Origin of the sequence: Chryseobacterium sp. HMWF035 (assembly GCF_003094695.1) — a bacterium.
In the GTDB taxonomy this organism is placed as follows: domain Bacteria; phylum Bacteroidota; class Bacteroidia; order Flavobacteriales; family Weeksellaceae; genus Chryseobacterium; species Chryseobacterium gambrini.
Map to the genome: position 1 here is coordinate 1 of NZ_QEHP01000089.1, position 25,273 is coordinate 25,273.

Annotated in this window: 21 protein-coding genes; 11 read left to right on the plus strand and 10 right to left on the minus strand. The window is 35.7% G+C overall.

Annotated elements, in window-relative coordinates:
• The first annotated feature begins 225 nt into the window (after positions 1-225).
• The 4 genes from DD829_RS13450 to DD829_RS13465 all read left to right on the plus strand — a co-directional run bounded on the left by DD829_RS13450 (position 226) and on the right by DD829_RS13465 (position 4,086).
• Positions 226-795 (plus strand): cob(I)yrinic acid a,c-diamide adenosyltransferase, encoded by a 570-nt coding sequence (locus DD829_RS13450; RefSeq protein WP_108410175.1) that lies wholly within the window; start codon positions 226-228, stop codon positions 793-795.
• On the plus strand, positions 785-1,414 hold the full coding sequence (locus DD829_RS13455; protein WP_108410174.1) for a thiamine diphosphokinase: 630 nt from the start codon (positions 785-787) through the stop codon (positions 1,412-1,414). Before DD829_RS13450 ends, DD829_RS13455 begins: the two co-directional genes overlap by 11 nt.
• A 291-nt stretch (positions 1,415-1,705) precedes the next feature.
• Positions 1,706-2,581 (plus strand): tyrosine-protein phosphatase, encoded by an 876-nt coding sequence (locus DD829_RS13460; protein ID WP_108410173.1) that lies wholly within the window; start codon positions 1,706-1,708, stop codon positions 2,579-2,581.
• 110 nt (positions 2,582-2,691) lie between these two features.
• Entirely contained in the window at positions 2,692-4,086 is a 1,395-nt protein-coding gene (locus tag DD829_RS13465) for an arginine decarboxylase (RefSeq protein ID WP_116547836.1), read from the plus strand.
• A 131-nt stretch (positions 4,087-4,217) separates the two neighbouring features.
• Here DD829_RS13465 and DD829_RS13470 read toward each other — a convergent pair whose 3' ends face one another.
• The 5 genes from DD829_RS13470 to DD829_RS13480 all read right to left on the minus strand — a co-directional run bounded on the left by DD829_RS13470 (position 4,218) and on the right by DD829_RS13480 (position 8,111).
• Entirely contained in the window at positions 4,218-4,877 is a 660-nt protein-coding gene (locus tag DD829_RS13470) for an HAD family hydrolase (protein ID WP_108409311.1), read from the minus strand.
• Positions 4,878-4,935: 58 nt separating this feature from the next.
• Entirely contained in the window at positions 4,936-5,058 is a 123-nt protein-coding gene (locus tag DD829_RS24365) for a hypothetical protein (protein WP_262497965.1), read from the minus strand.
• 46 nt (positions 5,059-5,104) lie between these two features.
• Positions 5,105-7,417: a DEAD/DEAH box helicase family protein gene (locus DD829_RS13475; RefSeq protein ID WP_228408200.1), complete on the minus strand. Its 2,313-nt coding sequence runs from the start codon at positions 7,415-7,417 to the stop codon at positions 5,105-5,107.
• Between the two features lie 8 nt (positions 7,418-7,425).
• Positions 7,426-7,668 (minus strand): hypothetical protein, encoded by a 243-nt coding sequence (locus tag DD829_RS24155; protein WP_228408201.1) that lies wholly within the window; start codon positions 7,666-7,668, stop codon positions 7,426-7,428.
• Positions 7,669-7,886: 218 nt separating this feature from the next.
• Entirely contained in the window at positions 7,887-8,111 is a 225-nt protein-coding gene (locus DD829_RS13480; protein ID WP_087709208.1) for a SymE family type I addiction module toxin, read from the minus strand.
• Between the two features lie 157 nt (positions 8,112-8,268).
• Between DD829_RS13480 and DD829_RS13485 the strand changes: the two genes are divergently transcribed.
• The 4 genes from DD829_RS13485 to DD829_RS13500 all read left to right on the plus strand — a co-directional run bounded on the left by DD829_RS13485 (position 8,269) and on the right by DD829_RS13500 (position 11,260).
• Complete coding sequence (locus DD829_RS13485; RefSeq protein ID WP_317048570.1) at positions 8,269-8,466, plus strand: helix-turn-helix transcriptional regulator; 198 nt, start codon at positions 8,269-8,271, stop codon at positions 8,464-8,466.
• Positions 8,467-8,595: 129 nt separating this feature from the next.
• Positions 8,596-9,453, plus strand: a complete 858-nt coding sequence (speB, locus tag DD829_RS13490) for an agmatinase (RefSeq protein ID WP_108408667.1) — start codon at positions 8,596-8,598, stop codon at positions 9,451-9,453.
• A gap of 66 nt (positions 9,454-9,519) precedes the next feature.
• A complete protein-coding gene (locus tag DD829_RS13495) occupies positions 9,520-10,362 on the plus strand; it encodes a bifunctional helix-turn-helix domain-containing protein/methylated-DNA--[protein]-cysteine S-methyltransferase (protein WP_108408666.1) in 843 nt (280 codons plus the stop codon).
• A 289-nt stretch (positions 10,363-10,651) separates the two neighbouring features.
• A complete protein-coding gene (locus DD829_RS13500) occupies positions 10,652-11,260 on the plus strand; it encodes an alpha-ketoglutarate-dependent dioxygenase AlkB family protein (protein WP_108408668.1) in 609 nt (202 codons plus the stop codon).
• A gap of 847 nt (positions 11,261-12,107) precedes the next feature.
• Here DD829_RS13500 and DD829_RS13505 read toward each other — a convergent pair.
• The 4 genes from DD829_RS13505 to DD829_RS13520 all read right to left on the minus strand — a co-directional run bounded on the left by DD829_RS13505 (position 12,108) and on the right by DD829_RS13520 (position 17,912).
• A complete protein-coding gene (locus tag DD829_RS13505; RefSeq protein ID WP_108408665.1) occupies positions 12,108-13,967 on the minus strand; it encodes a CocE/NonD family hydrolase in 1,860 nt (619 codons plus the stop codon).
• 250 nt (positions 13,968-14,217) lie between these two features.
• Complete coding sequence (locus DD829_RS13510; protein ID WP_116547837.1) at positions 14,218-16,908, minus strand: TonB-dependent receptor; 2,691 nt, start codon at positions 16,906-16,908, stop codon at positions 14,218-14,220.
• 85 nt (positions 16,909-16,993) lie between these two features.
• Positions 16,994-17,413 (minus strand): SH3 domain-containing protein, encoded by a 420-nt coding sequence (locus DD829_RS13515; protein WP_108409796.1) that lies wholly within the window; start codon positions 17,411-17,413, stop codon positions 16,994-16,996.
• A gap of 7 nt (positions 17,414-17,420) precedes the next feature.
• Positions 17,421-17,912: a BON domain-containing protein gene (locus DD829_RS13520; protein ID WP_108409797.1), complete on the minus strand. Its 492-nt coding sequence runs from the start codon at positions 17,910-17,912 to the stop codon at positions 17,421-17,423.
• A 224-nt stretch (positions 17,913-18,136) separates the two neighbouring features.
• Between DD829_RS13520 and DD829_RS13525 the strand changes: the two genes are divergently transcribed.
• A complete protein-coding gene (locus DD829_RS13525; protein ID WP_076395534.1) occupies positions 18,137-19,387 on the plus strand; it encodes a dicarboxylate/amino acid:cation symporter in 1,251 nt (416 codons plus the stop codon).
• Between the two features lie 786 nt (positions 19,388-20,173).
• Positions 20,174-20,887, plus strand: coding sequence for a phytanoyl-CoA dioxygenase family protein (locus DD829_RS13530; RefSeq protein WP_116547838.1), 714 nt, complete (start codon positions 20,174-20,176; stop codon positions 20,885-20,887).
• A 164-nt stretch (positions 20,888-21,051) separates the two neighbouring features.
• On the opposite strand, the gene DD829_RS13535 is transcribed toward DD829_RS13530, so the two are convergent.
• Positions 21,052-23,880: a GH92 family glycosyl hydrolase gene (locus DD829_RS13535; RefSeq protein WP_108411041.1), complete on the minus strand. Its 2,829-nt coding sequence runs from the start codon at positions 23,878-23,880 to the stop codon at positions 21,052-21,054.
• 265 nt (positions 23,881-24,145) lie between these two features.
• Here DD829_RS13535 and DD829_RS13540 point away from each other — a divergent pair, with 265 nt between their 5' ends.
• Positions 24,146-25,252, plus strand: coding sequence for an Mrp/NBP35 family ATP-binding protein (locus DD829_RS13540; protein ID WP_108411040.1), 1,107 nt, complete (start codon positions 24,146-24,148; stop codon positions 25,250-25,252).
• Positions 25,253-25,273: the final 21 nt, after the last annotated feature.

The following is a 25,273-nucleotide window of genomic DNA, read 5'->3' on the forward strand; positions in this document are numbered from 1 at the left end:
GCTGTATTAATCATTTTTGCAGGAGGAAATCCAGACAAAGTTTTCAAAACATAAAAGAGGTCGGATTTCTTCCGACCATGACTAGCAAAGCCGCCGCAGCCGAAACTTTGTAAATGAGCTCAGACAAATGCTGCAATCTGGGCTAGGCCGCAGCCGGAATCACAAATGTAAAGTTCCTTAAACTCAAAATTTGTAAACCTAATTTTAAAAAACTAATTTAGTCCTATGAAAATTTATACAAAAACAGGAGATAAAGGTCAGACCGCTTTGTACGGCGGAACAAGAGTTTCAAAAGCAAGTGCGAGAGTCGACAGTTACGGAAACATAGACGAGCTGAATTCCTTCATCGGAATCGCCAAAAGCCATATTGAAGATGAAGAAGTGTTAAGCCAGCTAAAAAAAATCCAGTTCGATTTATTTACCGTAGGTTCTGAGGCTGCAACTCCGGTGGATAAACTCATGTTGGCAAACGGAAAATCGCGGCTTCCTTTAATCATTTCAGATGCCGAAATCGAAGAACTCGAAAACTGGATGGATGCTTTTGACGAAAAATGCGAACCGCTTCAGTATTTTATCCTTCCCGGAGGCGGAAAAGCAGCAACATTTTTACATGCAGCACGTACAATCTGCAGAAGAGCAGAACGTTCTTTGGTATTCTTAAACGAATCGGAAGAAGTGCGTCCGGAACTCATTAAATATCTCAACAGACTTTCCGACTATCTTTTTGTTTTGGCAAGATACATTTCAAAAATCAACAACGAACCGGAAGAATACTGGAACCCGAATGAAAGATAAAGTACTGCTTTTCATCAACGGAGATCCTCCCAAATCTTTTCCCAACATTGAAGAATACAGTCTCATTGCCTGTACAGACGGTGCTTTTCATTATCTTAAAAATCTGAACTTCCCTTTAGATAAGCTGGATTTTATTTCCGGTGATTTCGACTCGCATTCCGGCTCGGATGAAAATATGTATGAAGACAAATTCATTTATACGCCCGATCAGGATAAAACAGATTTTCAGAAAGCTTTGGAAATTATTGCAGAAAAAGACTTTAAAAAAGTAGATGTTTTCGGTGGAAGTGGAGGAGAACAGGATCATTTTCTGGGAAATCTTACCGTGGCTTTTGGTTTTAAAGATCAATTCGATATCAAATTCTATGATGAATTTTCAGAATATTATTTTATTCCGAAACAATTTGTTATAACAGGAGTGAAAGACAAAATGATTTCTTTGTATCCGTTTCCTGCAGTTGAGAATATTACGACCAAAGGATTAAACTGGACTTTAAACAATGGAAATTTAGATATTACTTCCAGAATCGGAACACGAAATTTTGCTGTAGAAGATGAAGTTTCTATTCAATACGAAACAGGAGATTTGCTGATTTTTGTTGGGAAAAACTATTTGTAGTGTAAACACAAATTTCACGAATGTTTTCACAAATTTTACAAATTTGATTTTATATTGTAAAATATGCAGAATAACGGATCAACAGGAACGATTTTAGTCCATTTTTAATTGCCAATCTTTTCACAAATTGCATGAGCTTGGTTTTATAAAATAAATAATAAAGTTATCCGCATCAATAGGAACGGGCTTTAGCCCGTTTTCAAATTAAAAAACATCAACTGGCTTTAGCCAAAACATAAAAATCAAACACTAGCATCGGTGTAGATTCACGAAATATGTGAGAAAATAAAAATGAAAAACCTCATCAAAATATCATTACTAACCATCACATTACTCTGTGTTTTCTCCTGCAAGACACAACAATTTTCCACACCCGAATTTGGAAAAAGAGAAGCAGGAAAAGATATTCAGATTAAAAAAGTCAACAATTTCAGAACGGTTGGAAACATCAGAAATATTGACGGAAGAACCCTGAAAGAAGGTAAGCTGTACAGAAGCGGAAATTTATATAAACTGAAAAATTCTGCTTTTAAACAACTTGAAAATTTAGGCATCAGAGAAATTATCGATCTTCGTAATTCAAAGGAGATTGCAAAAAAGCCCGATCATCTTCCGGAAGGAATTGTTTACAAAAATTATTCAGCGTTTGAAGACAAAGGCGATCAGTTGGATCAGGCAAAGAAATTGGTTTTAAAAGGAAAAGTCAACGGTGCAGATGCAGACAAAAGAATGCATGATTTTTATAAAGACTACGTCACGGAAAACCCAGAAATTATAAGAAAAATTATCACAGAAATTTTAGAATCAGATCAGCCTGTTTTATACCACTGCACAGCAGGAAAAGACAGAACCGGAATCACAACCGCTCTCATTCTTACAATTTTAAAATTCGATAAAGAAACCATTTATAACGATTATCTTTTATCCAATAATTACAGAAAAAAATTAATCGATAAAAGACTTCATCTCGCCGATAACCTGCATTTTATCTACCCGAAATTAGACATCAAAGTTCTGGAAAAATTAAGCTGGATAGAAACCGGTTATCTGGATGCTGCTTTTAATGAAATTAACAACAAATACGGTTCTATGGATCGATATATTCAAGAGGCTTTGGGAATTTCTGAAAATAAAAGACAGGAATATATTCTTAAGTTTACATATTGATAATTTAGCTTTATTTTCTTCAATAAAATCCATTAAAATTTATAATAATTTTAACGCTAAAAAACCAAACTTTTTTAGCAATTTTGCATTCTTAATTCACTTGTTTAGAAATGAAAATAAAGTACTCGGAACTTATTGATCAGACGTTGTATTTCCCTACCGAGGAATTCAATGTTTCTGAGAACAATTTGTTGTTTCACGACATTCCTTTAATGGATGTTGTTGAAAAATTTGGCACCCCGCTAAAAATTAGCTACCTGCCGAGAATTTCTCAAAATATCCAGAAGGCCAAAAGCTGGTTCAGGGAAGCCTTTGAGAAAACCGATTATAAAAAGAATTATAGATATTGCTATTGTACAAAATCCAGTCATTTTAAATTTGTATTGGAAGAGGCTTTAAGAAACGACATTTCCATAGAAACGTCTTCAGCCTATGACATGGATATCGTAAAATCTCTTTACAAAGAAGGAAAAGTAACGAAAGATATAGAAGTAATCTGCAACGGTTTCAAAACAGATGATTATCTGGCGAAAATTTCGGAGATGATTAACAGCGGTTTTGAAAATATTACCCCGATTCTGGATAATTACCGCGAGCTGGATAAACTTACAGAAAGCATCGATACTACTTTCGATATCGGAATCAGAATCGCTTCTGAGGAAGAACCGAAGTTCGAATTTTATACCTCAAGATTAGGAATCGGATACAAAGATATCATTCCTTATTACAGCCAGAAAATTGCAGAGCATCCGAATGCAAGACTGAAAATGCTTCATTTCTTCATCAATACCGGAATCAAAGACACAGCCTATTACTGGAACGAATTGTATAAATGTCTTCGTGTATACGCGCGTCTGAAAAAAATTGCTCCCGAAGTCAACTCTCTGAATATCGGAGGAGGTTTCCCGATCAAAACATCGTTGCAGTTCGATTACGATTATCAGTACATGGTAGAAGAAATCGTTTCTCAGATCAAAAAATTCTGTGAAGAGGAAGGAGTGGAAGAACCGAATATTTATACAGAATTCGGAAGTTTTACCGTTGGTGAAAGTGGAGCCAATATTTATAAAATCATTTCCCAGAAACGTCAGAACGACAGAGAAAAATGGAATATGATCGATTCTTCTTTCATGACGACGCTTCCCGATACATGGGCAATTTCCAGACACTTTATCATGCTTCCGCTGAACAGATGGGAAGATACGTATGAAAGAGTTTTCTTGGGTGGATTAACTTGTGATTCGGATGATTATTATAATTCCGAACAGCATACCAACGCGATTTACCTGCCTGTTTTCAGCGATACGAAACCTCTGTACATCGGATTTTTCCATACAGGAGCGTATCAGGAAACCATTGGAGGATATGGCGGAGTTCATCACTGCTTAATGCCACAGCCGAGACACGTTTTGATTCAGAAAGACGAAAACGGTGAGTTGCAGTATGAAATTTTCCGTGAGAAGCAGGAGCCGGAAGATGTACTGAAACTTTTGGGTTACAAATAAATATTTAAACAAAAACAGCACAAATTTTTGCACTAAAAACACAAGTAATAATTGTGAAGTTTGTGAAAACTATTCGTGCAATTAGTGTTTAATAAAAACAAAAGCTCTCAGATGTTGAGAGCTTTTTCTGTTTAAAAATATTTTGAAATCTTATCCAGTTCCAGTTCGGCATAATCCGAAACCACAATATTTGCCAAGGTATAATCCTGATTTTTAGAATGCGGACTTCTGTATGCGGCACAGAAAATATTTGCCCGATGCGATGCTAAAATCCCATTCGTGGAATCTTCAATCACCATACAGTTTTCTACAGGTTCATTTGCCATTTCTGCGGCAAGAAGAAAAACTTCAGGATGAGGTTTGGATTCCTTCAGGTCGGCTCCGCTTATTTTTCCGCCAAAATAGCGTTCAAGTTCAAATTTTTCAAAAACCATGTTGATGGTTGCCATCGTTGCGGAAGAAGCGAGAATCAATTTGATCCCGTTGTCGTAATAATGCTGGATCAGTTCTCTTACGCCTGAAATCAGATCAAATTCTTCATCATTATAAAAGTATTCCTTAAAATAATCTCTCTTGGTTTTTGCAATTTCTTCGTACGTCTGTTTTAGATTAAATTCCTGAATTAAAGTATCACAGACTCTTTTGGTAGAAGCTCCGGTAAAAGAAGCGTATAACTCTTCCGAAACGTCGATTCCAAGATCATTAAAAGTTTTAAAATAGGCTTTTCTGTGCAGAGGTTCCGTATCCACAATCACGCCATCCATATCGAACAGCACAGCTTTTAAAGGCATATCTGAATTTTTTTACTAAAATAATAAACGTTTCAGAATTGAAGCAAATATTTTTCGATTACTTTTTAAATTTAGCGATCCAGTCTGCCATTTCAGCCAGCACTTTCGGGGAAATCGTCTGCTCAATTTCCGAATATTCTGAAAATGCTCCGGTTGTAGCTTCCTGAAACAAATGATTCAATCCGGGAATTTCCTCCGTTCTGAAATTTTTGTTTCATCGGTTGGGTTTAATCTTTATTTCCTTTTTTAGCGTTTTCGCTTCTTGTTAATAATTGTAAATTTTCTAAAATTGTCAGTCCGCCATTGTGCATAGATTTGATATGGTCAACTTGAAAATCCAGTTTGCTTTTGCTTTTGTAACCACTTTCTGCACTAAAATAAAAACCGTCTTTATCTGTAAATTTCTTAAAGACTTCGTCACGCAACCATTTTTCATAAATCGGGTCCTGTTCTCTCAATTCGTGAAGTTTCAATTTTTCGTAACTTCTCAATTCTTTTTCTTCGGTAGGTTTAATACCTTTTCGTTGAAAAAGGTCAGGATGATTTATTCTCGATTTTGCTAAATTAATTTCTCTTAAAAATCCGCGTTTGTCGAAGTTGAAAAACGTTTGCCATTCCAATTCGTTGCTGTCCCAAATTGTGTTGATAAGTTCTGTTTGCGATTTTTCACCAAGGTCTTTGTCAATAATTTCCGAAGCAATTTTGTCAATATCATATTTTTCTCTGTCTTTGAGTTCAATGAAAACAGGAACTTCGTCTTGAATAGTGTAATACTGCAAAATATCTTTGATGTCCTGCAAATGATAAGCAGGATATTTTAAGGTTCCGTTGAAAAATTCTTCTTCAATTTGTTCTGCAAATTCTTCCAATTCGTCTTCGTCCAAAACATCTCTTTCAGTTAAATTATTGTGCTCGAAGAAACTTGGTAAAGCGTTTATGAAATCCGTGTACGATTGTAAGATATTATCATAAACCAAAACCTCACAATTTCTTTCTATCGGTTCTTCGTCATTGTATTGTTCTAAAAATCTAAACTGATAAATTCCCATTGGAAAACGCTCGATAAAGTTTAGTTTTTCGAGTTCTTCACGTTTTTCTGGGTCAATAATTTTGTTGGTTAAAATTGCAAATTCTTCAACTTTATTAATAGCAACCAATCGCAAAATTTGTTTTTTTGTTTCTCTGTCAACATCCTTGAAGTCAATATTATCTTCAATAAATAATTTTTCAGGATTAACCCAAGAAACTCGGTTTTGCCAATCGTCTATGAAACTTACGATATAAGCTTCCTTTGTTCCACCAGCTTTCAAACCACGCAAACCACGTCCAATCATTTGTGTCATCAAAATAGACGAAATTGTTGGTCTTGCCAAAAATATAGATTGGACATTAGGAACGTCAGTTCCTTCGGTCAAAATATTTACGTTGATTAAAACCTGAATTTCTTCGTTTCTGAATTTGGCTATTTTATTTTTGTTGTCTTTGCTCGAAATGATTACGCCGGTTGCTTGGTCTTTTACGGTGGAAATTACATAGTCAGATTTCACACCTGCATCTTTGAATAATGCATTTAAAGCAATTGCGTTATCTACGTTTAATGCAAAAACAATGGTCTGCTTGTATTTTTCTTTGTTGAGTAAATATTTGTTGACAATCGTTAAATTTCTCTCGTCATTTTCTGCAATTGTTTTGGCGATACCTGTTCCGATACTGTCAATGTCAAAATAATTCAGTTGTTCAATTTGTTCTTCGGATAAGTCTTTGATGAAATTAAGTCCGGTAGCAACTTCTTCAAAATGTGGTTCCGATAAAATACCTAAACGAATTAAAGTCCGTAAATCTATTTTATAAACGATGTCGTCTGGAAAAACTTTTTTCAATAAACCTTGTTCGCTTTCCGACGTTCTGAAAGGAGTTGCAGTTAATCCAAGCATTTGAAAATGCGAAACACTTTCTTGAATATTTTGAATTAATTTTCTATAGGTTTTTGCAGTTGAATGATGTGCTTCGTCAATAACCAAAAATATTTCTTCAGTGTTTTCTTTAATCCAATTTTTATATAAATGGTTGAAGCCTGCATTCAGACTGTCTTTGCTCGAAATAATTAAATCATCCGAAGTTCTGATGTTTATAGGTTTATCGTGAATGCCTGAAATGATACGATAATTGAAAGATGTTTTGTTCTCAAAAATATCGTTAAAAGCCAATTTGTCGGCAAATGTACTTTTTGCTTGTTCCAAAAGTTCATGTCTGTGAGCCAACCAAAGCACTTTTTTACCTTTATCTAAATAATTTTTTGCAATCCAATGTGCAGCGGTCAAAGTTTTTCCGCCACCGGTTGGCAAAACTAATAAACCTGCAAAAGGATTTTTATTGGTCTTAATTATTTTTTGATTCAGATTATAAAATGCTTTTTCTTGGTGTTCGTAAGGAACAATTCCACTTTCGGCATCTGCAATGTTTATTTTTCCTGCAAAATCATATCTTACACTTTTCTCTTTTTTCTCCATTGTACTTGTTGCTCCTGAAATTTCCGCCATTCTAAAAGTTACCGTTTCACCCTTTTTAAACCAAGATATTTTTTTGACTTCTTCTTTTCTGCACCAAAGTGTAATATTTTTTTTTTTTTGAATTGATAGTCAAATTTGGTTAGAATTTTGAAATTCCGTTTTTTGCCCATTCCAATCCTTTCTAAGAAAGTTTCATAATTTCTATAAGTCAGATTGAGTTTATTTTTCTCAATGTCAAAAATGATTTCCTTAACAATTCCACGGATTTCTTTTAATTTCATATTTTTTTTCTGTGTCTTTGTTTTAGCGAATTTTGGATGTGCTAAATTCAAGTATTAACACATTACGCCAATACAAATTATGATATCAAATATAAAAAAAACTTACCTGTTAATAATTGCGGTTTTCCGTAAATTGGAATTTGTTATTTCATAAAATTTAGAAGATAATTTTGTAATTTTTTATCATTCTTACTTTCTCAAAGCCGTGCTAAACCTTTTTACCGATCAGAATTCATTTTCTTATTCAGAGTGATGATAATTTTATTTTTCTTGTGACAAACAAGCACAGATTGTCCACAGTTGAAACCAGTTTCCTGAAGCCATTTTCCGCAAAGTCGGATTTCAGGAAATACAACATACCGATGATACGGTCTTAAAATGTACTTCTGATGCACTTTTAATTGTCTTATTCCCGATTTTTGAAATTTTTTTTCTTCCTTCATGATGTTTGTTTATTGTTGTAAAAGTATAATAAATTATATTTTAGTGAAAATAAATTATCGTAAAAATATAATTTATTGCTTTTTTATATTGATTTTCAAGTGTTTAAATTTTAACGATATTTGCAGGAGAAGTCAATAAATTGTCATCGTGTCGAAAGTGAACTTAAATAGAATAAAATCTGTTCTGGTTGAAAAAAACAAAACCAGTAAAGAGTTAGCCCGTCATTTGGGGAAAACCGAGTCAACAGTTTCTCGCTGGTGTACGAATGAAGTTCAGCCTTCTGTTGAAACGCTTTATGAAATCTCGAAATTTTTGAAAGTGGATATTCGGGAACTACTTGTGTCGACATTATAATCTGCGAATTATATTTATCATACTTTAAAATTTATCAGATTACTTCATGAAGTTGTTCCTTTCATCATCCGCCAACTTCTCCAAACTTCTTTGTATCTTTGCCGAAATCATTTAATTTTTACATAAAACATGAAAACATACGCAGGAATTCCTGAGGAAAATGCATCGTTAGAAAACTCGAAAGTAATGTTGGTGACTGTTCCTTACGACGGAACTTCAACGTGGGGAAAAGGAGCCGATAAAGGTCCTGAATTATTCCTTGATGCTTCCGAAAACATGGAACTGTATGACATCGAAACCCAGACAGAACCATATTTAGAAGGAGTATATTTAGCAGGAGAAGTTTCTGAAAATTCTTCACCGGAAGCCATGACAGAAGCCGTTTACCAGAAAACAAAAGAGCTTTTGAATAATGACGGAAAACTATTCACGCTTTTCGGGGGAGAACACTCAGTTTCTATCGGTTCTATTCGCGCGGTAGGAGAGAAGTTTGGGAATTTAACCGTTCTTCAGTTGGACGCTCACACAGATCTTCGTCCGGAATTCCACGGTTCTACTTCCAACCACGCCTGTGCGGTTTTTGAAGCCAATCAGAAACATAATCTGGTACAGGTGGGAATCCGTTCTATGGATGTGGAAGAGGTTGAGTATTTACCGGAAGGAAGAGTATTTTTCGCACACGAAATTGCCAACAACGAAAACTGGGTAAACGACGTTTTGGAAAAAGTTTCAGGAAATGTGTACATCACGATCGATCTTGATGCTTTCGATCCATCGCTTTGTCCGTCAACAGGAACTCCGGAACCGGGAGGCTTACAGTGGTATCCGACTTTGGAATTATTAAGAAAAGTATTCGAAAAATGTAACGTTGTCGCTTTTGATATTGTAGAATTAATGGATTCTCCGATGGCAAAACCAAGCGCGTTCTTAGCAGCGAAGTTATATTACAAAATGCTTGCTTACTATCATATCTATAACAACAACTAAATTCCGCAGGAAACGGATTTTTTCTGCCGTAGATTCTTTGGAAATTTGTGAGGTAAATTCAATGTTATGTCTACACAGAATCAGATAGATTACGAAAGAATTGCCAAAGCGATAGACTATATCCGGAGCAATTTTAAGCTTCAGCCAAGTCTGGAGGAAGTGGCGGAGAAAATTCATTTGAGCCCGGCTCATTTTCAGAAGATGTTTTCTGACTGGGCGGGAACAAGTCCGAAGAAATTTTTGCAGTTCATCAGTCTGGAACATGCCAAAAGTTTGCTGAAGGAAGAAAAAGCGAGTTTATTTGATACGGCTTACGAGACAGGATTATCGAGTACAAGCAGACTGCACGATCTGTTTGTGAAAATAGAAGGAATGTCTCCGGCAGAATATAAAAACGGAGGAAAAAGCCTCAACATCAATTACAGTTTTTCCGAAAGTCCTTTTGGAAAAGTAATTGCAGCTTCCACAGAGAAAGGAATCTGCTACATGGCTTTTGAAACCGATCAACATAAAGCATTGGGAGATTTACAGGCTAAATTTCCCAATGCTTCTTTTTTTGAAAGAAAAGATGATTTCCAGAGCAATGCGTTATCTATTTTCAGTAAAGACTGGACGGAACTTAACACTATAAAACTCCATCTGAAAGGAACAGATTTTCAGTTGAAGGTCTGGGAAAGTCTGCTCACCATTCCGATGGGGAAACTATCAACCTATGGAAATCTGGCGGATAAAATTGGAAATCCAAATGCTTCAAGAGCCGTCGGAACCGCGATTGGCAGCAATCCTGTTGCATTTTTGATTCCGTGTCACAGAGTAATTCAGTCAACCGGAAAAATCGGCGGTTATATGTGGGGAAGCGAAAGAAAACAACTGATTATCGGCTGGGAAAGTTCAAAAATGTACTCTTGATTTCAAACACAAATTGCACTAATTTTTTACGAATAGTTAATAATTTTGATTGAAATTTTAAAAAAAACTATTCCATCAATAGAAACGGGCTTTAGCCCGTTTAAAATAATCAATTGACCAAATTGGCTTTAGCCTAAAACTTATTTTAATAAAAAAATCAACGAAATATTGTCATTCTGTAGGAATCTAGGATCATTTATTAGAGGTTAAAATTTAAAAATACTTAGCTTAGATTCCTACGGAATGACAAAGAACTTGAAACATTAATCACAAAACATTAAACTTTATGATGAGTTTATTCGAAGACGTATCAGATTATCCCTTAAATATCCTTCCCAAAGACGGAACCGTTCATTACTACGGAAAAGTGTTCTCCAAAGAAAAAGCTGATTTTTATTTCGATTATCTGTTTAATGAAATTCCGTGGGAAAATGATGAGGCAATTATTTTCGGAAAACTGATTGTAACCAAAAGAAAAGTTGCCTGGTTTGGTGAAAAACCATTTGAATACACCTATTCAAAACGGACAAAATATGCAAAATTCTGGACTCCCGAATTATTGGAGTTAAAGAAAAAATGTGAAGAAATTACAGGCGAAACCTACAATTCCTGCCTTCTGAATTTATACCACGACGGAAGCGAAGGAATGGCGTATCACAGTGATGCCGAAAAAGATTTAAAAAAACACGGAGCCATTGCATCCCTGACTTTCGGAGCGGAAAGAAAGTTCTTATTTAAACATAAAACAACAAAAGATAAAGCCGAAATATTTCTGGAAAACGGAAGTCTGTTGGTGATGAAAGGAACAACGCAGGACAATTGGCTGCACCGGCTTCCTCCAACCACAAAAGTAAAAACACCGCGAGTAAATCTTACGTTCCGTACCATTGTAGAATGATTTTTTGCATTTATTTATGGTATTTTTGTCATGCTGAAAGCATCTAAACAAAGTTTTCAATGTACTGTTGAGATCCTTTCACGATGACAAGCTGTATGATTATCATCTCCCGCAGATTAAGCAAATTTAGCAGATGATTAAGTGGAAAAAAATCCGCACAATCTGCACAATCCGCGAGAAAATAAAATAACTTTTAGAACAATTGAATGGTGACTTATTTACAGCATGTTTGTCATGCTGAAAGCATCTAAACAAAGTTTTCAATGTATCGTTGAGATCCTTTCAGGATGACAAATTGGATGGATAATTATCTCCCGCAGATTTTTCAGATCGGGCAGATAATTAAGCTGGAAAATATCCGCACAATCTGCTAAATCCGCGAGAAACCAAAAAATAAAAACTATTCAAACTTAACTTTCAGAACAATTGAATGGTGATTTACAGTACGTTTGTCATGCTGAAAGCATCTAAACAAAGTTTTCAATGTATCGTTGAGATCCTTTCAAAATGACGAATTGGATGGTTAATTATCTCCCGCAGATTAAGCAAATTTAGCAGATGATTGAGTGGAAAAATCCGCACAATCTGCTAAATCCGCGAGAAACAAAAAATAAAATAACTTTCAGAACAATTGAATGATGATTTATTCACGTTATGTCTGTCATGCTGAAAGCATCTAAACAAAGTTTTTAATATATCGTTGAGATCCTTTCAAAATGACAAATTGGATGGTTAATTATCTCCCGCAAATTTAGCAGATGATTAAGGGGAAAAAATCCGCACAATCTGTACAATCTGCGAGAACCAAAAAATAAAAAAAAGCTGTTCCAACCGAACAGCTTTTAAGTTATTTCAAAACTTCAACTTCAATCGCACTGTCATCAAAAACTTTGATAAACGCTTTCGTGTAGTCTTCCTTCGTTGCAAAATTCGGGTTTTCCATAAACTTCTGCGGGTTGATCGCAAAAAGCGGGAACCACGTTGAAGAAATCTGAATCTGGATTTTATGTCCCTTTTTAAAAGTATGCACCACATCCTGCAATCTGAAATTTACCGCTGTTTTCTGGTTCGGAACCAATGCTTCCGCTTTTTCTCTCGAATTTCTGAATCTTGCAGGCATAATTTCACTTCTTACCATCTGATGATAATTTCCATAAATCACCCCGTCTTTTTTTTCAGCAGGTTTAAAATCTTCAGGATAAACATCAATTAATTTTACCGCAAAATCTGCATCCGTAGAAGTGGAAGCAATGTTTAATTTAGCCATAATTTCTCCTGCAAACGTAATGTCATCCGTTAAAACATCCGTTGTAAACGTTAAAACATCGGGTCTTCCTTCTGCAAATCTCTGGTCTTCCGACATATAATTTCTTGGCGTAAAACCGTTGAAATCTCTTAAATTATCAGAGCTTAAAACCGGATTATTAGGATCACTGTAATATTCTGAAGAACCTTGTCCTGCTGTGTTTTTCAAAGTTCCTTTCGATAAATAGAAATTCACTTTCTGTGCTTCTTTTGGCGGATAGGTTGCAAATTCTCTCCATTGTTTTGCACCGGTGTCGTACATTAATGCTTCCGGTAAACCTGCATCCTGTTTTGTATTTCCTTTCAGATAATGATTGAAAAATTTTGTTTCCACATTCTTCTGGTAATACGTTGCAATGCTGTCTCCGAAATAAATCTGGTTGTGGAAATGTTTTCCCTGTTCATACGCCCAGGCTCCGTGAGAGAAAGGTCCCATTACAATCGTATTTTTCGCTTTCGGACTTGTTTTTTCAATGGTTTTATAAATATTTAAAGGTCCTGAAAGATCTTCCGCATCAAACCATCCTCCAACAGTCATTACCGCATGATTTACGTTTTTCAGATGAGGCAGAAGACTTCTTTTCTGCCAGAATTCATCGTAATTCGTATGATTCATTATTTCCGTCATGAAGAAATTATCTTTGTAGTATTTTTCATAACCGTCTTTTAAGGTTCCCATGTCTCTGTAAAATTTCAGACCGTCTTCAGAAGTGGCTTTAATCATAGAATCAGAATACCACGCTTTATTTTCCGGCTTTGTTTTCTGAACGCCGAAAACAGGGAAGGTTCTGAAATAGCCCATCATAAATCTTCCGTTGTGAAGAAAATCGTCATTCCAGAAATCTGAAATCGGCGCCTGTGGAGAAGAAGCTACCAAAGCAGGATGTTGTGCCAGAATTCCGACTGCGGTATAAAATCCGGGATAAGAAGTTCCGTATTGTCCTACTTTTCCGTTGTTGTCTTTGATGTTTTTCAATAACCACTCAATTGTGTCGTACGTATCTGTACTTTCATCAACATCTTTCTTTGTTTTTCTTTCAACCTGCGGCGTCATATTGGTGAACGTTCCTTCACTCATGTATCTTCCGCGAACGTCCTGAAACACAAAAATATATTTGTCTTTCATCAGATATTGGTTCGGTCCCAGTTTGGTTTTATATTCGTTTTCACCATAAGGAGCAACGCTGTAGCAGGTTCTCTGCATCAGAAACGGATATTTGTTTTTGTTGGAAATATCCTTTGGAATGTACACTGAGGTAAACAGTTTTACGCCGTCGCGCATCGGGATATACATTTCCTTTTTAATAAAATTGTCCTTTACAAAAGTATCGGGTTGCTGTTTAGTCTGAGAATTTCCAAAAACAAACAGAAAAACAAACAAAATCGAAAAGTGAATCTTCATTGTTTAAAATTTGCAGCTAATTTAATCATAAAATGGTTTTTGGCACAAAGTTTTAACAACAGGTTGTCATTCTGACGAAGGAAGAATCTAAATTAAATATTATTTTATGGATCTTTTATTTTAAACTTTTTACCACAAAAGATGCAAAAGATTTAAACACTTTAGTTTTTTAAGTTTAATACTTAAATGGAAAAAAGATCACATAAGTTAAAAAAAATCAAAGATTTTAACAAAAGAAATTCAAATAAAACTATTTCTTCTTCCCTCCAAATTTATTCAGTTTCATTACCAGAGAAAACATCACATATCTTTTCAATATCAAATCTTCTCTGTCTTCAACGCCGGAAGCGGAAATTGTTCTGGTGACACTTTGGTTTTGGTTGAGAACATCATACACTTTTACACGCGCAGTAAGCTGTTTTTTGAAAAAAGTATAACTTACACTAGAATTTAAAAAGTAAAAATCCCTCTTGAAACCCGGTGCGATATTCGAACTCGTATTATATTCAAAATCATTTTCGAAAACAAGATTAGTCTGGAAGAAATAATTGGTAAGTTCCAGCCTGAAATTCTGAGACGTATTTTTGATACTTTCAATGCTGTAATTTTTATATTCAGAAAAATTATAATTGATGCTGTAAGATGGTTTGATGGTAATTTTATCCTTCTTTTCGTACGTAACATTGATTCCCGGACTGAAATTGTAAGAATTACCTGTGAATTGCTGTCCGTTGATAAAACCTCTGTTAAAACTGTAACTAAATCCTGATCTTGGTCTTACATTCAGTTTATGGTCGTTCCATTTATACGTTTTTCCTAAACCTGCGATGAAATTGACGTTTTTATTTCCGCTGATATTGGCGTAAGTCACAAACTGCTTTCCGGAATCATCGTAATACGAATAATTGGTTGTGTTATTGTTGTTGTACACAAAACTAAAATTAAAATAATAGTTTAAATTTTTCTGAATATTATAACTGTTGAAATAAACATTCGTGGTGTTCGTCCATGAATTTTTCAGATCCGGATTTCCTTTGTACGTTACCAGAGGATTGGATTCATCCACATACGGAATCAGGTTGGCGGAAGAGGGAAGACTGAAATAGGATGAATTATTGATGCTTACATTAGAAGTCTGACTGAAATTGTAAAGCAGTCCGAAATTATATCTCGGAAGCGCAAAATTTCTCTGCAGCTCATAATTTTGTCCGTTGAAAGTGGAATGATAATTCAGATCTGTAAGATTCAAACTTAAAGATGTCCATATTTTCAGCATTTTTTTATCTAGATTAAAACTGATCTCAGGCGAAAGCTGATTGTTTTTTTCATCCGAACGGTTGGATAAAGCAAGATTATACACCGTATATTTTCCTGTTGTGGCATCAAAATCATTTACGGTTCTTTCATTCACCGCATTTCTCGAATTATAATCCAGACTGATCGTCACACTTGCAGAATCCGAAACAGGTTCCGTATATTTTGCATTAAATGAATAATTGTTATTCTGATTTTTACTTTGGCTTAATTGATTTCTTACATCTCTTTTGGCAGCATTTTCCACTCCGTTTTCAAAAAATAAAGTACCGGAATTGATGAGGTTATTATTTCTATTTTGCTGAATCGAAGTATTTACACTGGCATAAAAACTTCTGTTTTTCTTTCTGAATTTTCTTGCGTAATGAAGATTGGGCGAAAAACTGTTGTTTTCGGAATCCGTTACAGTAGAAGACTGACTTTTGTTTAAAAGTTCATCATTCTTAAAAGTCGCTGAATTTCCCGTTCTGAAATTATTTGATTTTGTAAAAGAAAACGACGGCGAAAAAGAGATGGTACTGATTGTGTCCGGCTTTATTCTGAGTGTAGAATTCAGCGTGTATTGCTCTCTTTCGTTTTCGGCGCGGTTTTCGGAGTCCGTTTTTAAATTAGAATCCGGAAGAAAAGTGGTTTTGGAAACTTTTGAAGCCGTTTCAAGATTGGTTGTATTGCGTTTGATTCCCAGTTCCTCGATTTCAACTTCTTTGCCCAGTTTATCACTGTAATTCACTCCGATCATCGAAGATTTCTGAATTCCCAGCTTTGAGTTTTTGCCATTGTCATCATCCATAGAAACACCCTGCGAATTGATATTATTGGCATAACCGAGCAAACTTATTTTGGTCTTATCTTTAAAATAATTAATCAGTCCTTTTTCGTCATACCGTTTATCCGAACCGTAACCCGTAGAAATTCTCGAAACCCATCCTTTATTTTTCTTCTCATCAATATTAAAATTAATGGTTTTGTTCTGCGATTTAGGCGTTTTTCCCGTAAGTTCCTCTTCTTTGGTTTTGGTGGTGGTAAACTGGATGTTTTTAATGATATCGGTAGGAAGATTTTTTAACGCAATTTTTCCGTCTTTATCGAAAAAAGGCTTTCCGTTCACCATGATCTGGTCGACTTCTTTTCCGTTGACGGTAATTTTTCCGTCGTTGTCGATCTCCACACCGTCAATATTTTTTAATAACTCTTCGATATTGCTGTTGGGACGTACTTTGATGGCATTTGCTTTATATTCAATTGTGTCTTTTTTTATTTTTATCGGCGAAACCGTAATTTTTACCTCTTCAATATCCGAAATCTGATTTTTTTCTAACTGAATGTCTCCCAGATCAATAGATTTTTCAATGGTATCGAATTTTGTGGAATAAGAAATTAATTTTTCAGCATCAATCTGTAGAATTGTAGGCTCATCAAGTTCTTTGGTTTTTATTGAAAACTGACCTTCCCTGTTAGACGTTGTATAATCGACTAACGAAGAATCTTTCTGTTTTAAAAGATAAATGGTTGCATTTTCCACAGGTTTTTTTTTAAAATCTGTAATTTTTCCTTTAATGACGCGTTTTTGTCCGTTCAGCATAAAAAAGCTCAACAAAAAGAACAGTAACCATAAGATTTTCTTCATTGAATGTTTTTAAACGCGCTAAAATATAAAAAAAACATCCCCGAAAAGGGATGTTCCTATTTTAAATAATGTTAAATCTTTAAAATTAAGCTCTCAAATATCTTGAGTAAGCATAACCTTCCTGTCCGTCTTCAGTTTTTACTTTCCACCAGTCGTCTGATGTCTGCTCAACCAAAGTTACGGAAGAACCTTTTGCCGCTTTACCTACAACAGCAGCATCCGTAGAAGGCTCCTGTCTGATATTAAGGTTAGATTCCTCAGTCGCAACCGTAAGAGCCGCACCTGCCGCCAAACCTGAAACCTGTACATCGATATTGATGTCTGAAGCAGAATACGTAGAATCAATTGCTCCTAAAGCATTCCAAACCGCATCTTTCGCTGCTGTGTTGGAAGCACTTCCTGAAACGTAAAGAATTCCGTCCTGTTCCTGAACCTGAAGATTAGAAATCCCTGCAGACTGAGCTGCAGAAACTACACTTGAATATTTAGCTTGTAATGTGCTCATCTCCGGATTATTTTACAGTATACTTATAATTTACTTTACCCACTTTCAAAGCATCAACAGATTCTTTTACTTTTCTTGCATCAGCAGAAGATACGCTTCCTGTAAGAGTAAGTTCTCCGTTTACGACTTCAACTTTTACTCCCGGGATATCTTTTACAGCATCCTGTACTTTTTGCTGAACCATCGGATCTACTGCGCTTTTAGTTTCCACCGGAGCTACAGCAGTTACAGCAGGAGCTACAGTCGCCATATCCATTACTTCTTTAACACCGGTAATGGCTTTCAGTTGCTTAATCATTGCATCTTTTGCCTCCTGAGTTTCGAAAGTTCCGCTCAGGTGTGCAACGCCGTCCTTCACTTCTACAGAAGCACCTGGATTTGCTGTTACTACCGTAGTAGCCTGCGTTTGAAGATCGGCATCAGAAACTTTCTTTTTACAAGAAACAGCTCCGAAAGATACAGCTATAGCTAATGCAGCCATTGCGATCGTTTTTTTCATAGTTGTATATTTTTTAATGTTGTTAATACAAGTAAATGTAATAATAAAATTTGTACCAAAAGGATAAAATTCAAATAAATTTTTGTAAATTTTTATACAATATTTTATTAATCAGATAATTAATTTTAAATCACGTTTAATTTAACATAATATTATCTCTTGGGAAAATGAAATCTTTCCGCCAATTGTAAAAATATTATATTTGCGAATCTTGAAACATATATATGAAAGGACAGAATAAACTTTTTATAGCAATTATTATCGCACTGGTTATTGGTGTGGGAATCGGCGGAGTTGTGCATACACAGGCTCCGGAAAGTGCAGAATCTTTTTCTAAAAATATAAAACTGCTGGGAACAGTTTTCATCCGTCTTGTTCAGATGATTATTGCTCCGTTGGTTTTCACAACTCTGGTGGTGGGAATTGCCAAAATGAGCGATATTAAAATGATCGGAAGAGTAGGAACTAAAGCCATGTTGTGGTTTATTTCTGCGTCATTAATTTCATTATTCATCGGGTTGATTCTGGTCAACTGGCTTGAACCGGGACACGTTACCAAGCTTCCGATTCAGGATGCAGCTTCCGCAGAAGAATTATTGAAAACAAGCAAAGGTTTTTCCATGGAAGATTTTGTAAAACATATTATTCCTAAAAGTATTTTCGAAGCGTTTGCGACCAATGAAGTATTGCAGATCGTGGTATTTTCCATCATGTTCGGAATTGCCCTTGCGAATTTAGGCGAAGAATATTCTCAGCCTGTCATTAAATTATTTGACATTATAGCACACGGAATCCTGAAAATGGTAGGGTACATCATGTGGTTTGCGCCGCTTGGAGTTTTGGGAGCCATTGCAGCGGTGGTTGCCACCAACGGGTTTGAGATTTTTAAAGTCTATGCTATTTATTTAAGAGATTTTTTCTTTGCGTTAGGAATACTCTGGCTCGTACTTTTACTGGTTGGATATTTAATTTTAGGAAACCGTCTTTTTGAATTGTTAAGAAGAATAAAAGAACCTTTGCTGATTGCTTTTTCCACGACGAGTTCAGAAGCCGTTTTCCCGAAACTGGTTGAAGAACTGGAAAGATTTGGCTGTAACAACAGAGTGGTATCGTTTATTTTACCATTAGGATATTCTTTCAATCTGGACGGAAGCATGATGTACATGACGTTTGCTTCTATTTTTATTGCTCAGATTTATGGAATTGAAATGACGGTAGGACAGCAGATTACGATGCTTCTGGTATTGATGTTAACTTCAAAAGGAATTGCGGGAGTTCCGAGAGCTTCTTTGGTAATTATTGTGGCAACCTGTTCCATGTTCGGCATTCCGCCGGAAGGAATTGCTTTAATTCTGCCAATCGACCATTTCTGCGATATGGGAAGAAGTATGACCAATGTTCTCGGAAATGCTTTGGCAACCTCAGCGGTTTCTAAGTGGGAAGGACAGTTGGAAAATCATGGCGGGAATTTGTAATTAATGGTTGAAAAGTCAATTTCACTTCGTTTGTGAAATGTGAATTATTAATGAAAAGATTCACGAGCAAAACGAATTCATCATTGACGATTCATATTTTATAAAAAATCAAGCTTAGGCTGTGAGTGGTCAATAGTGAATTTTTAATTTTCATTATTGACCATTTATTTTTTAGGAAATTGAGATATTTGTAAGCAGAAAAGGATTCGTTATCTTGCTATCATTTGCTGAGTGAAACGCCTTAGCGAACGAAAAATATTTTCAATCCTTTTAAATAAAATCTTTGCGATCTTTGTTTTAAGAAATAGATTCTTCACTCCGCTGCACTTCGATCAGAGTGACAGATTCTATTTAATGAAATTTAAGTAAAATGAGTATACTGCATTATAGAAATTTAATTAAAGAAGAAGTGATCATTTATTTTGCTATCATTTGCTGAGTGAAACGCCTTAGCGAACGAAGAATGTTTTCAATTAATTTAAATACAATCTTTGCGATCTTTGTTTTAAGAAATAGATTCTTCACTCCGCTGCGCTTCGATCAGAGTGACAGATTCTATTTAATGAAATTTAAGTAAAATGAGTATACTGCATTATAGAAATTTAATTAAAGAAGAAGTGATCATTTATTTTGCTATCATTTGCTGAGTGAAACGCCTTAGCGAACGAAGAATATTTTCAATTAATTTAAATACAATCTTTGCGATCTTTGTTTTAAGAAATAGATTCTTGACTCCGCTATGCTTCGATCAGAATGACAGATCCTATTTAATGAAATTTAACTAAAATGAAATTACAAGGTCATAAAAACTTAATTACAGAAAACGGTTTTACCGTTATCAACAATATTTTTTCCGATGAAGAAATTGAAAAGATCATTGAGGTTATTCAAAATATAGATACTTCTAAAGAAGCTTTCAGAAAGTCGGAAAATCTATTTGCCATCCGACAGTTTTTAAAGGAAATTCCAGAAGTAAAAGATTTGATCTTTAATGAAAATTTAAAAACAATCATTAAAAAAAATTTCGGCGAAAAATACTTTGTGGTGAAGAGTATTTATTTCGATAAGCCTGAAAAATCAAACTGGTATGTTGCGTATCATCAGGATTTAACGATTTCAGTGGATAAAAAGCTGGAATTGGAAAATTTCGGACCATGGACAACGAAACAAAATCAGTTTGCCGTTCAGCCGCCTTTGAATATTTTGGAAAATATTTTCACCATAAGAATTCATCTGGATGATACGGATGAAAACAATGGAGCCCTGAAAGTGATTCCGAAATCTCATGCCAAACGAATTTACAGACCGGAAACCATCGACTGGAACCTAGAAACTGAAACTATCTGCAATGTAGAAAAAGGCGGAGTTATGATCATGAAACCTTTACTTCTTCACGGTTCCAACCGGACTACGAACGGCAAAAAAAGAAGAGTGATCCACATTGAATTTTCTGATATGGAATTGCCCGCAGAACTGAACTGGTCGGAAAGAATGAATTAATTTTTAACTACAAAGTTTTTATTCAGAACGAAACGGAAAATCTTTTTTCTCCCGCAGATTACACAGATTTTGCAGATGTTTGTATTAAAAAGATCAGCAAGATTAAAAAAACAAAACCTCTTTCAAGCCGAAAGAGGTTTATTATTTAGAGTAAATTTTAAAAATTATTTCACAGAAATCTCATCTACAAAAATATAAGCATCGCCGCCGGCTCCCTGATGCCACTCCGGAAGTTTCCCGAAATGATAGGCTTTTACCTTTACATATCGTGCCTGTGTAGGAAGAACTTCTGTCGAAAAATCTTTTACCTGAACCGTTTCATCTTTCGGATCTAAAATATTTTCAACCGTTTTTAGTAAAATAAAATCTTTTCCGTTGTTGGAAACGTAATATTCTACTTTTTTAGGCATTAAAATCCATGCGCGGCTGTCCTGAAGATAGGTTGATGATAACTGGGTGAACTGTTGAGGCGATTTCATATCGATAACTGCTTCAAAAGTCTGTCCCTGATAACCCAGCCATTCTCCCTTTCTCCAGTTGGCGTCACCGTTGATTCCGTCGATTAATGATAATTTTCCGCTTGCTGTGTATTGTGGAGTAGGAGTAGAATTTACGGTAATATCCCAGTTATTCGGTCTTCTGTTGAAATTGGCTCTTACAATTGAACTTTTTTCACCATTTCTTTCTGCATATGCTGCAACCTGAGTGGTTTTAGTAATAGTAAAAGGACCTTTATAAGCGGTAAACATTTTTCTTACGTTTGCATCACCCTCATCCAGTGTCATATAATAAATTTTATCATCCGGGTTTAGCGCTGTGATCTCAACCTTTGTATTCAGGTCGAAAATTCTTGAGGCAGAAATAACCGGAGAAGCCGTTAATTCATCATATTTAAAATCTTTAAATGATTTTGCATTTTCAAAACCAAGTTTTTTAAGCTCTTCTCTGTTTGTATTGGGAGTAATAATTCTCGTTGTTCCATCCTCCAGATGAATTTTAACCTCATCAAAATATGGCTTCGTTGTCTGCCATTCCGGTAATCCGGGAGTTACAGAGTAAATTCCCATCGCGCTCAGAATATACCAAGCGCTCATCTGTCCGCAGTCTTCATTTCCAATCAGTCCGTCCGGTGTGTTTTTGTAATAATTATCAAGGATGAATTTAATTTTTGCATCTGTTTTCTCAGGCTTTCCTACATAATTATAAAGATAAGCGATGTGGTGGCTAGGTTCATTTCCCTGTGCATATTGTCCGATTAATCCGGTAATATCCACCTGTTCTCTTCCTGTGGTTTTGTCCGGTGCAGAGAAAATACCATCAATAAACTGTTCAAATTTCTCTTTTCCGCCATGCGCCGCGATCAGTCCCGGAATATCCTGCTGAACAGAGTAGGAGTAATGCCACGAATTCCCTTCCGTGTAATTATTGTTAACCTCTCTTGGCTCAAACGGTTCGTACCAGTTTCCGTTTTTTCTCGGCTGCATAAATCCGTTCTTTGGATTGTACAGATTTTTCCAGTTTTGGGAACGTTTCATGAAATACTGATAGTCTTCTTTTTTGCCTAAAATTTTAGCCATTTGGGCAATACACCAGTCGTCGTAAGCATATTCTACGGTTTTGGAAACACTTTCATGCTCATCATCAATACTGATGAAATTATTCTGTTTGTAGGCATTTAACCCAAAAATATCAAGCATAGCAGAGTTTTTAGAAGCCTGAAATGCTTTTTCATAATCAAAACCTGTAATTCCTTTTGCCATCGCATCGGCAATAACGGAAACTGCGTGGTAACCGATCATGCATTCCGTTTCGTTGGAAGCCAGTTCCCAAACCGGAAGTTTTCCGCCCTGTTCGTATTGTTTAATGAAAGTGTTGATGAAATCTGCCGTTCTTTTTCTGTCGATTAAAGTCATCAAAGGATGCGCTCCGCGAAAAGTATCCCAAAGCGAGAACACCGAATAATAATCGAATCCGTTTGCCATGTAGAATTTGTTATCGCGCCCTCTGTATTTTCCGTCAACATCCATATTGATGTTCGGTTGTGTGAACACGTGATACATTGCAGTGTAGAAAATGGCAAGTTTATTTTTGTCGGAAGATTTAACCTCGATTTTAGATAATTCTTTGTTCCAGTCTGCAACAGCCTGTTTCTCAATAGCTGTAAAGTCATTAGATTTTCCTTCAGCCAACATATTTTTTGCTGCTCCTTCGTATCCTGTAGGAGAAATTGAAACTTTTACAAGAATTTTTTCGCCTTTCTTAACTTGCGTTGAAAAAGCTAAAGCTAATTTTTTACCATAAAATGAAACTTTCTTTTTGCCTTCACTAATCCCTTCGGTTTTTTCACCGGTTAAAAATTCTTTTGAAATTTTCAGTGGTTTAGAAAATTCAATTCTTGCATAAATGTACTGATTGGTTGCCCACGCTTCACTTCTGCGGAAAACTTCAATCGTTTTCTCATCAATGATTTTTACTTCCCCATCCAGCAGTTTATCTCTGTGATTCAGATCTAAAATGATATTTGCATCTCCTGCATTGTTGAAGGTGTATTCGTGGTAGCCGACTCTTTTAGTTGTCGTTAAACGGACATCAATGTTATGTTTGTCTAATTTAACAGAATAGAATCCTGCTGTGGCTTTTTCGTTTTTATGAGAAAATTCGGATGAATATTCTTTCGGCGTTAAACCCGGTTTTCCCATAGTAGGCATTAGCATAATATCACCATAATCCGAAACCCCGGTTCCGTTGAGGTGCGTGTGAGAAAATCCGTAGATCACAGAGTCGGAATAATGATAGCCGCTGCAGCCGTCCCAGCTTCCGTCGATTCTTGTATCGGGAGAAAGCTGAACCATTCCGAATGGAACAATAGCTCCCGGAAAAGTGTGGCCATGACCGCCGGTTCCTATAAACGGATTCACATACTGCGAATAATTCTGGGCTTTGATACAAAGGGAAGTAAGAAAAAAAAGGAAGATGAATTTTTTAGAGTTCATTGGTTTGGTGATGTAATTTTTACTTGATATAGATTTCAACAAATCTAACAAAATTTCATTAATAATGAGGATAAACGGATTTAGCAGAATGTGTTGAACCTTACAACACTATTTTATACTGAATTAATCAGAAATAATTCATTTTTTATAGATGCTTTTAAGTTTTTACCAAATCTCGCTTTTGCAAAAGAAAATATCTATCAGTCTCTTTACTTATTCTAAATAGCTTAATTTTTCGTAAATTTGTAAACAATTTATTTAGTTTATGTTGACGAAAGAAAAGGTTCAGGATTTCCTTAAAGAGATAGAAGTTGACGATTTGGTGAATAACCTACAAATCATGGGCAACGATGTATATATTGATATGACGGCACACTCACCTGCAATGCACGAAAAAAAGAAGCTTGAAGCAGCAATGAAGCAGGCTTTTGCAAGTGAATTTGGTGAAGAGATCAATCTGAAACTAAAGATCGTTTCTCCGGAACCTAGCGAAATTCAGCAGAGCCAGATCAAAGGAAAACAAATTCCGGGAATTCAGAATATTATTGCCATTGCTTCCGGAAAAGGAGGAGTTGGTAAATCTACTGTTGCAGCGAATATGGCGGTAACATTAGCAAAAATGGGCTTTAAAGTAGGATTGTTAGACGCAGATATTTATGGTCCTTCAGTTCCTACGATGTTCGATACAGAAGGCGAAAAACCAATTTCTGTAGAAATTGGCGGAAAGAATCTGATGAAGCCTATTGAAAATTATGGCGTTAAAATGCTTTCGATAGGATATTTTTCAGGAGCCAACCAGGCAGTTGTCTGGAGAGGTCCGATGGCTTCAAAGGCATTGAACCAAATGATCCGCGATGCAGCTTGGGGAGAACTGGATTTCTTACTTATTGATCTTCCTCCTGGAACAGGAGATATTCATTTATCTATTATTCAGGAAGTTCCTGTAACGGGAGCCGTAATCGTAAGTACTCCTCAACACGTTGCTTTGGCAGACGTAAGAAAGGGGATTGCGATGTTCCAGATGGAAAGCATCAATATTCCGGTTCTTGGATTAATCGAAAACATGGCGTATTTTACACCGGAAGAATTACCAGACAATAAATATTATATCTTTGGACAGCAGGGTGCACAGTATTTGGCAGATGATCTTGGAATTCCCGTATTGGGAGAAATTCCTTTAATTCAAAGCATCAGAGAAGCTGGAGATGTAGGAAGACCGGCTGCTTTACAGGAAGGATCTAAAATTGCCGAAATCTACACAGCAACTGCCCGAAAAATGGTAGAAAGCCTTATAGAAAGAAACAAAAACCTTCCGCCTACCGAAGCTGTTAAGATTACAACAATGGCAGGTTGCTCACCAAAAGCAAAATAATGATTTTTCAAATCTGAAAAA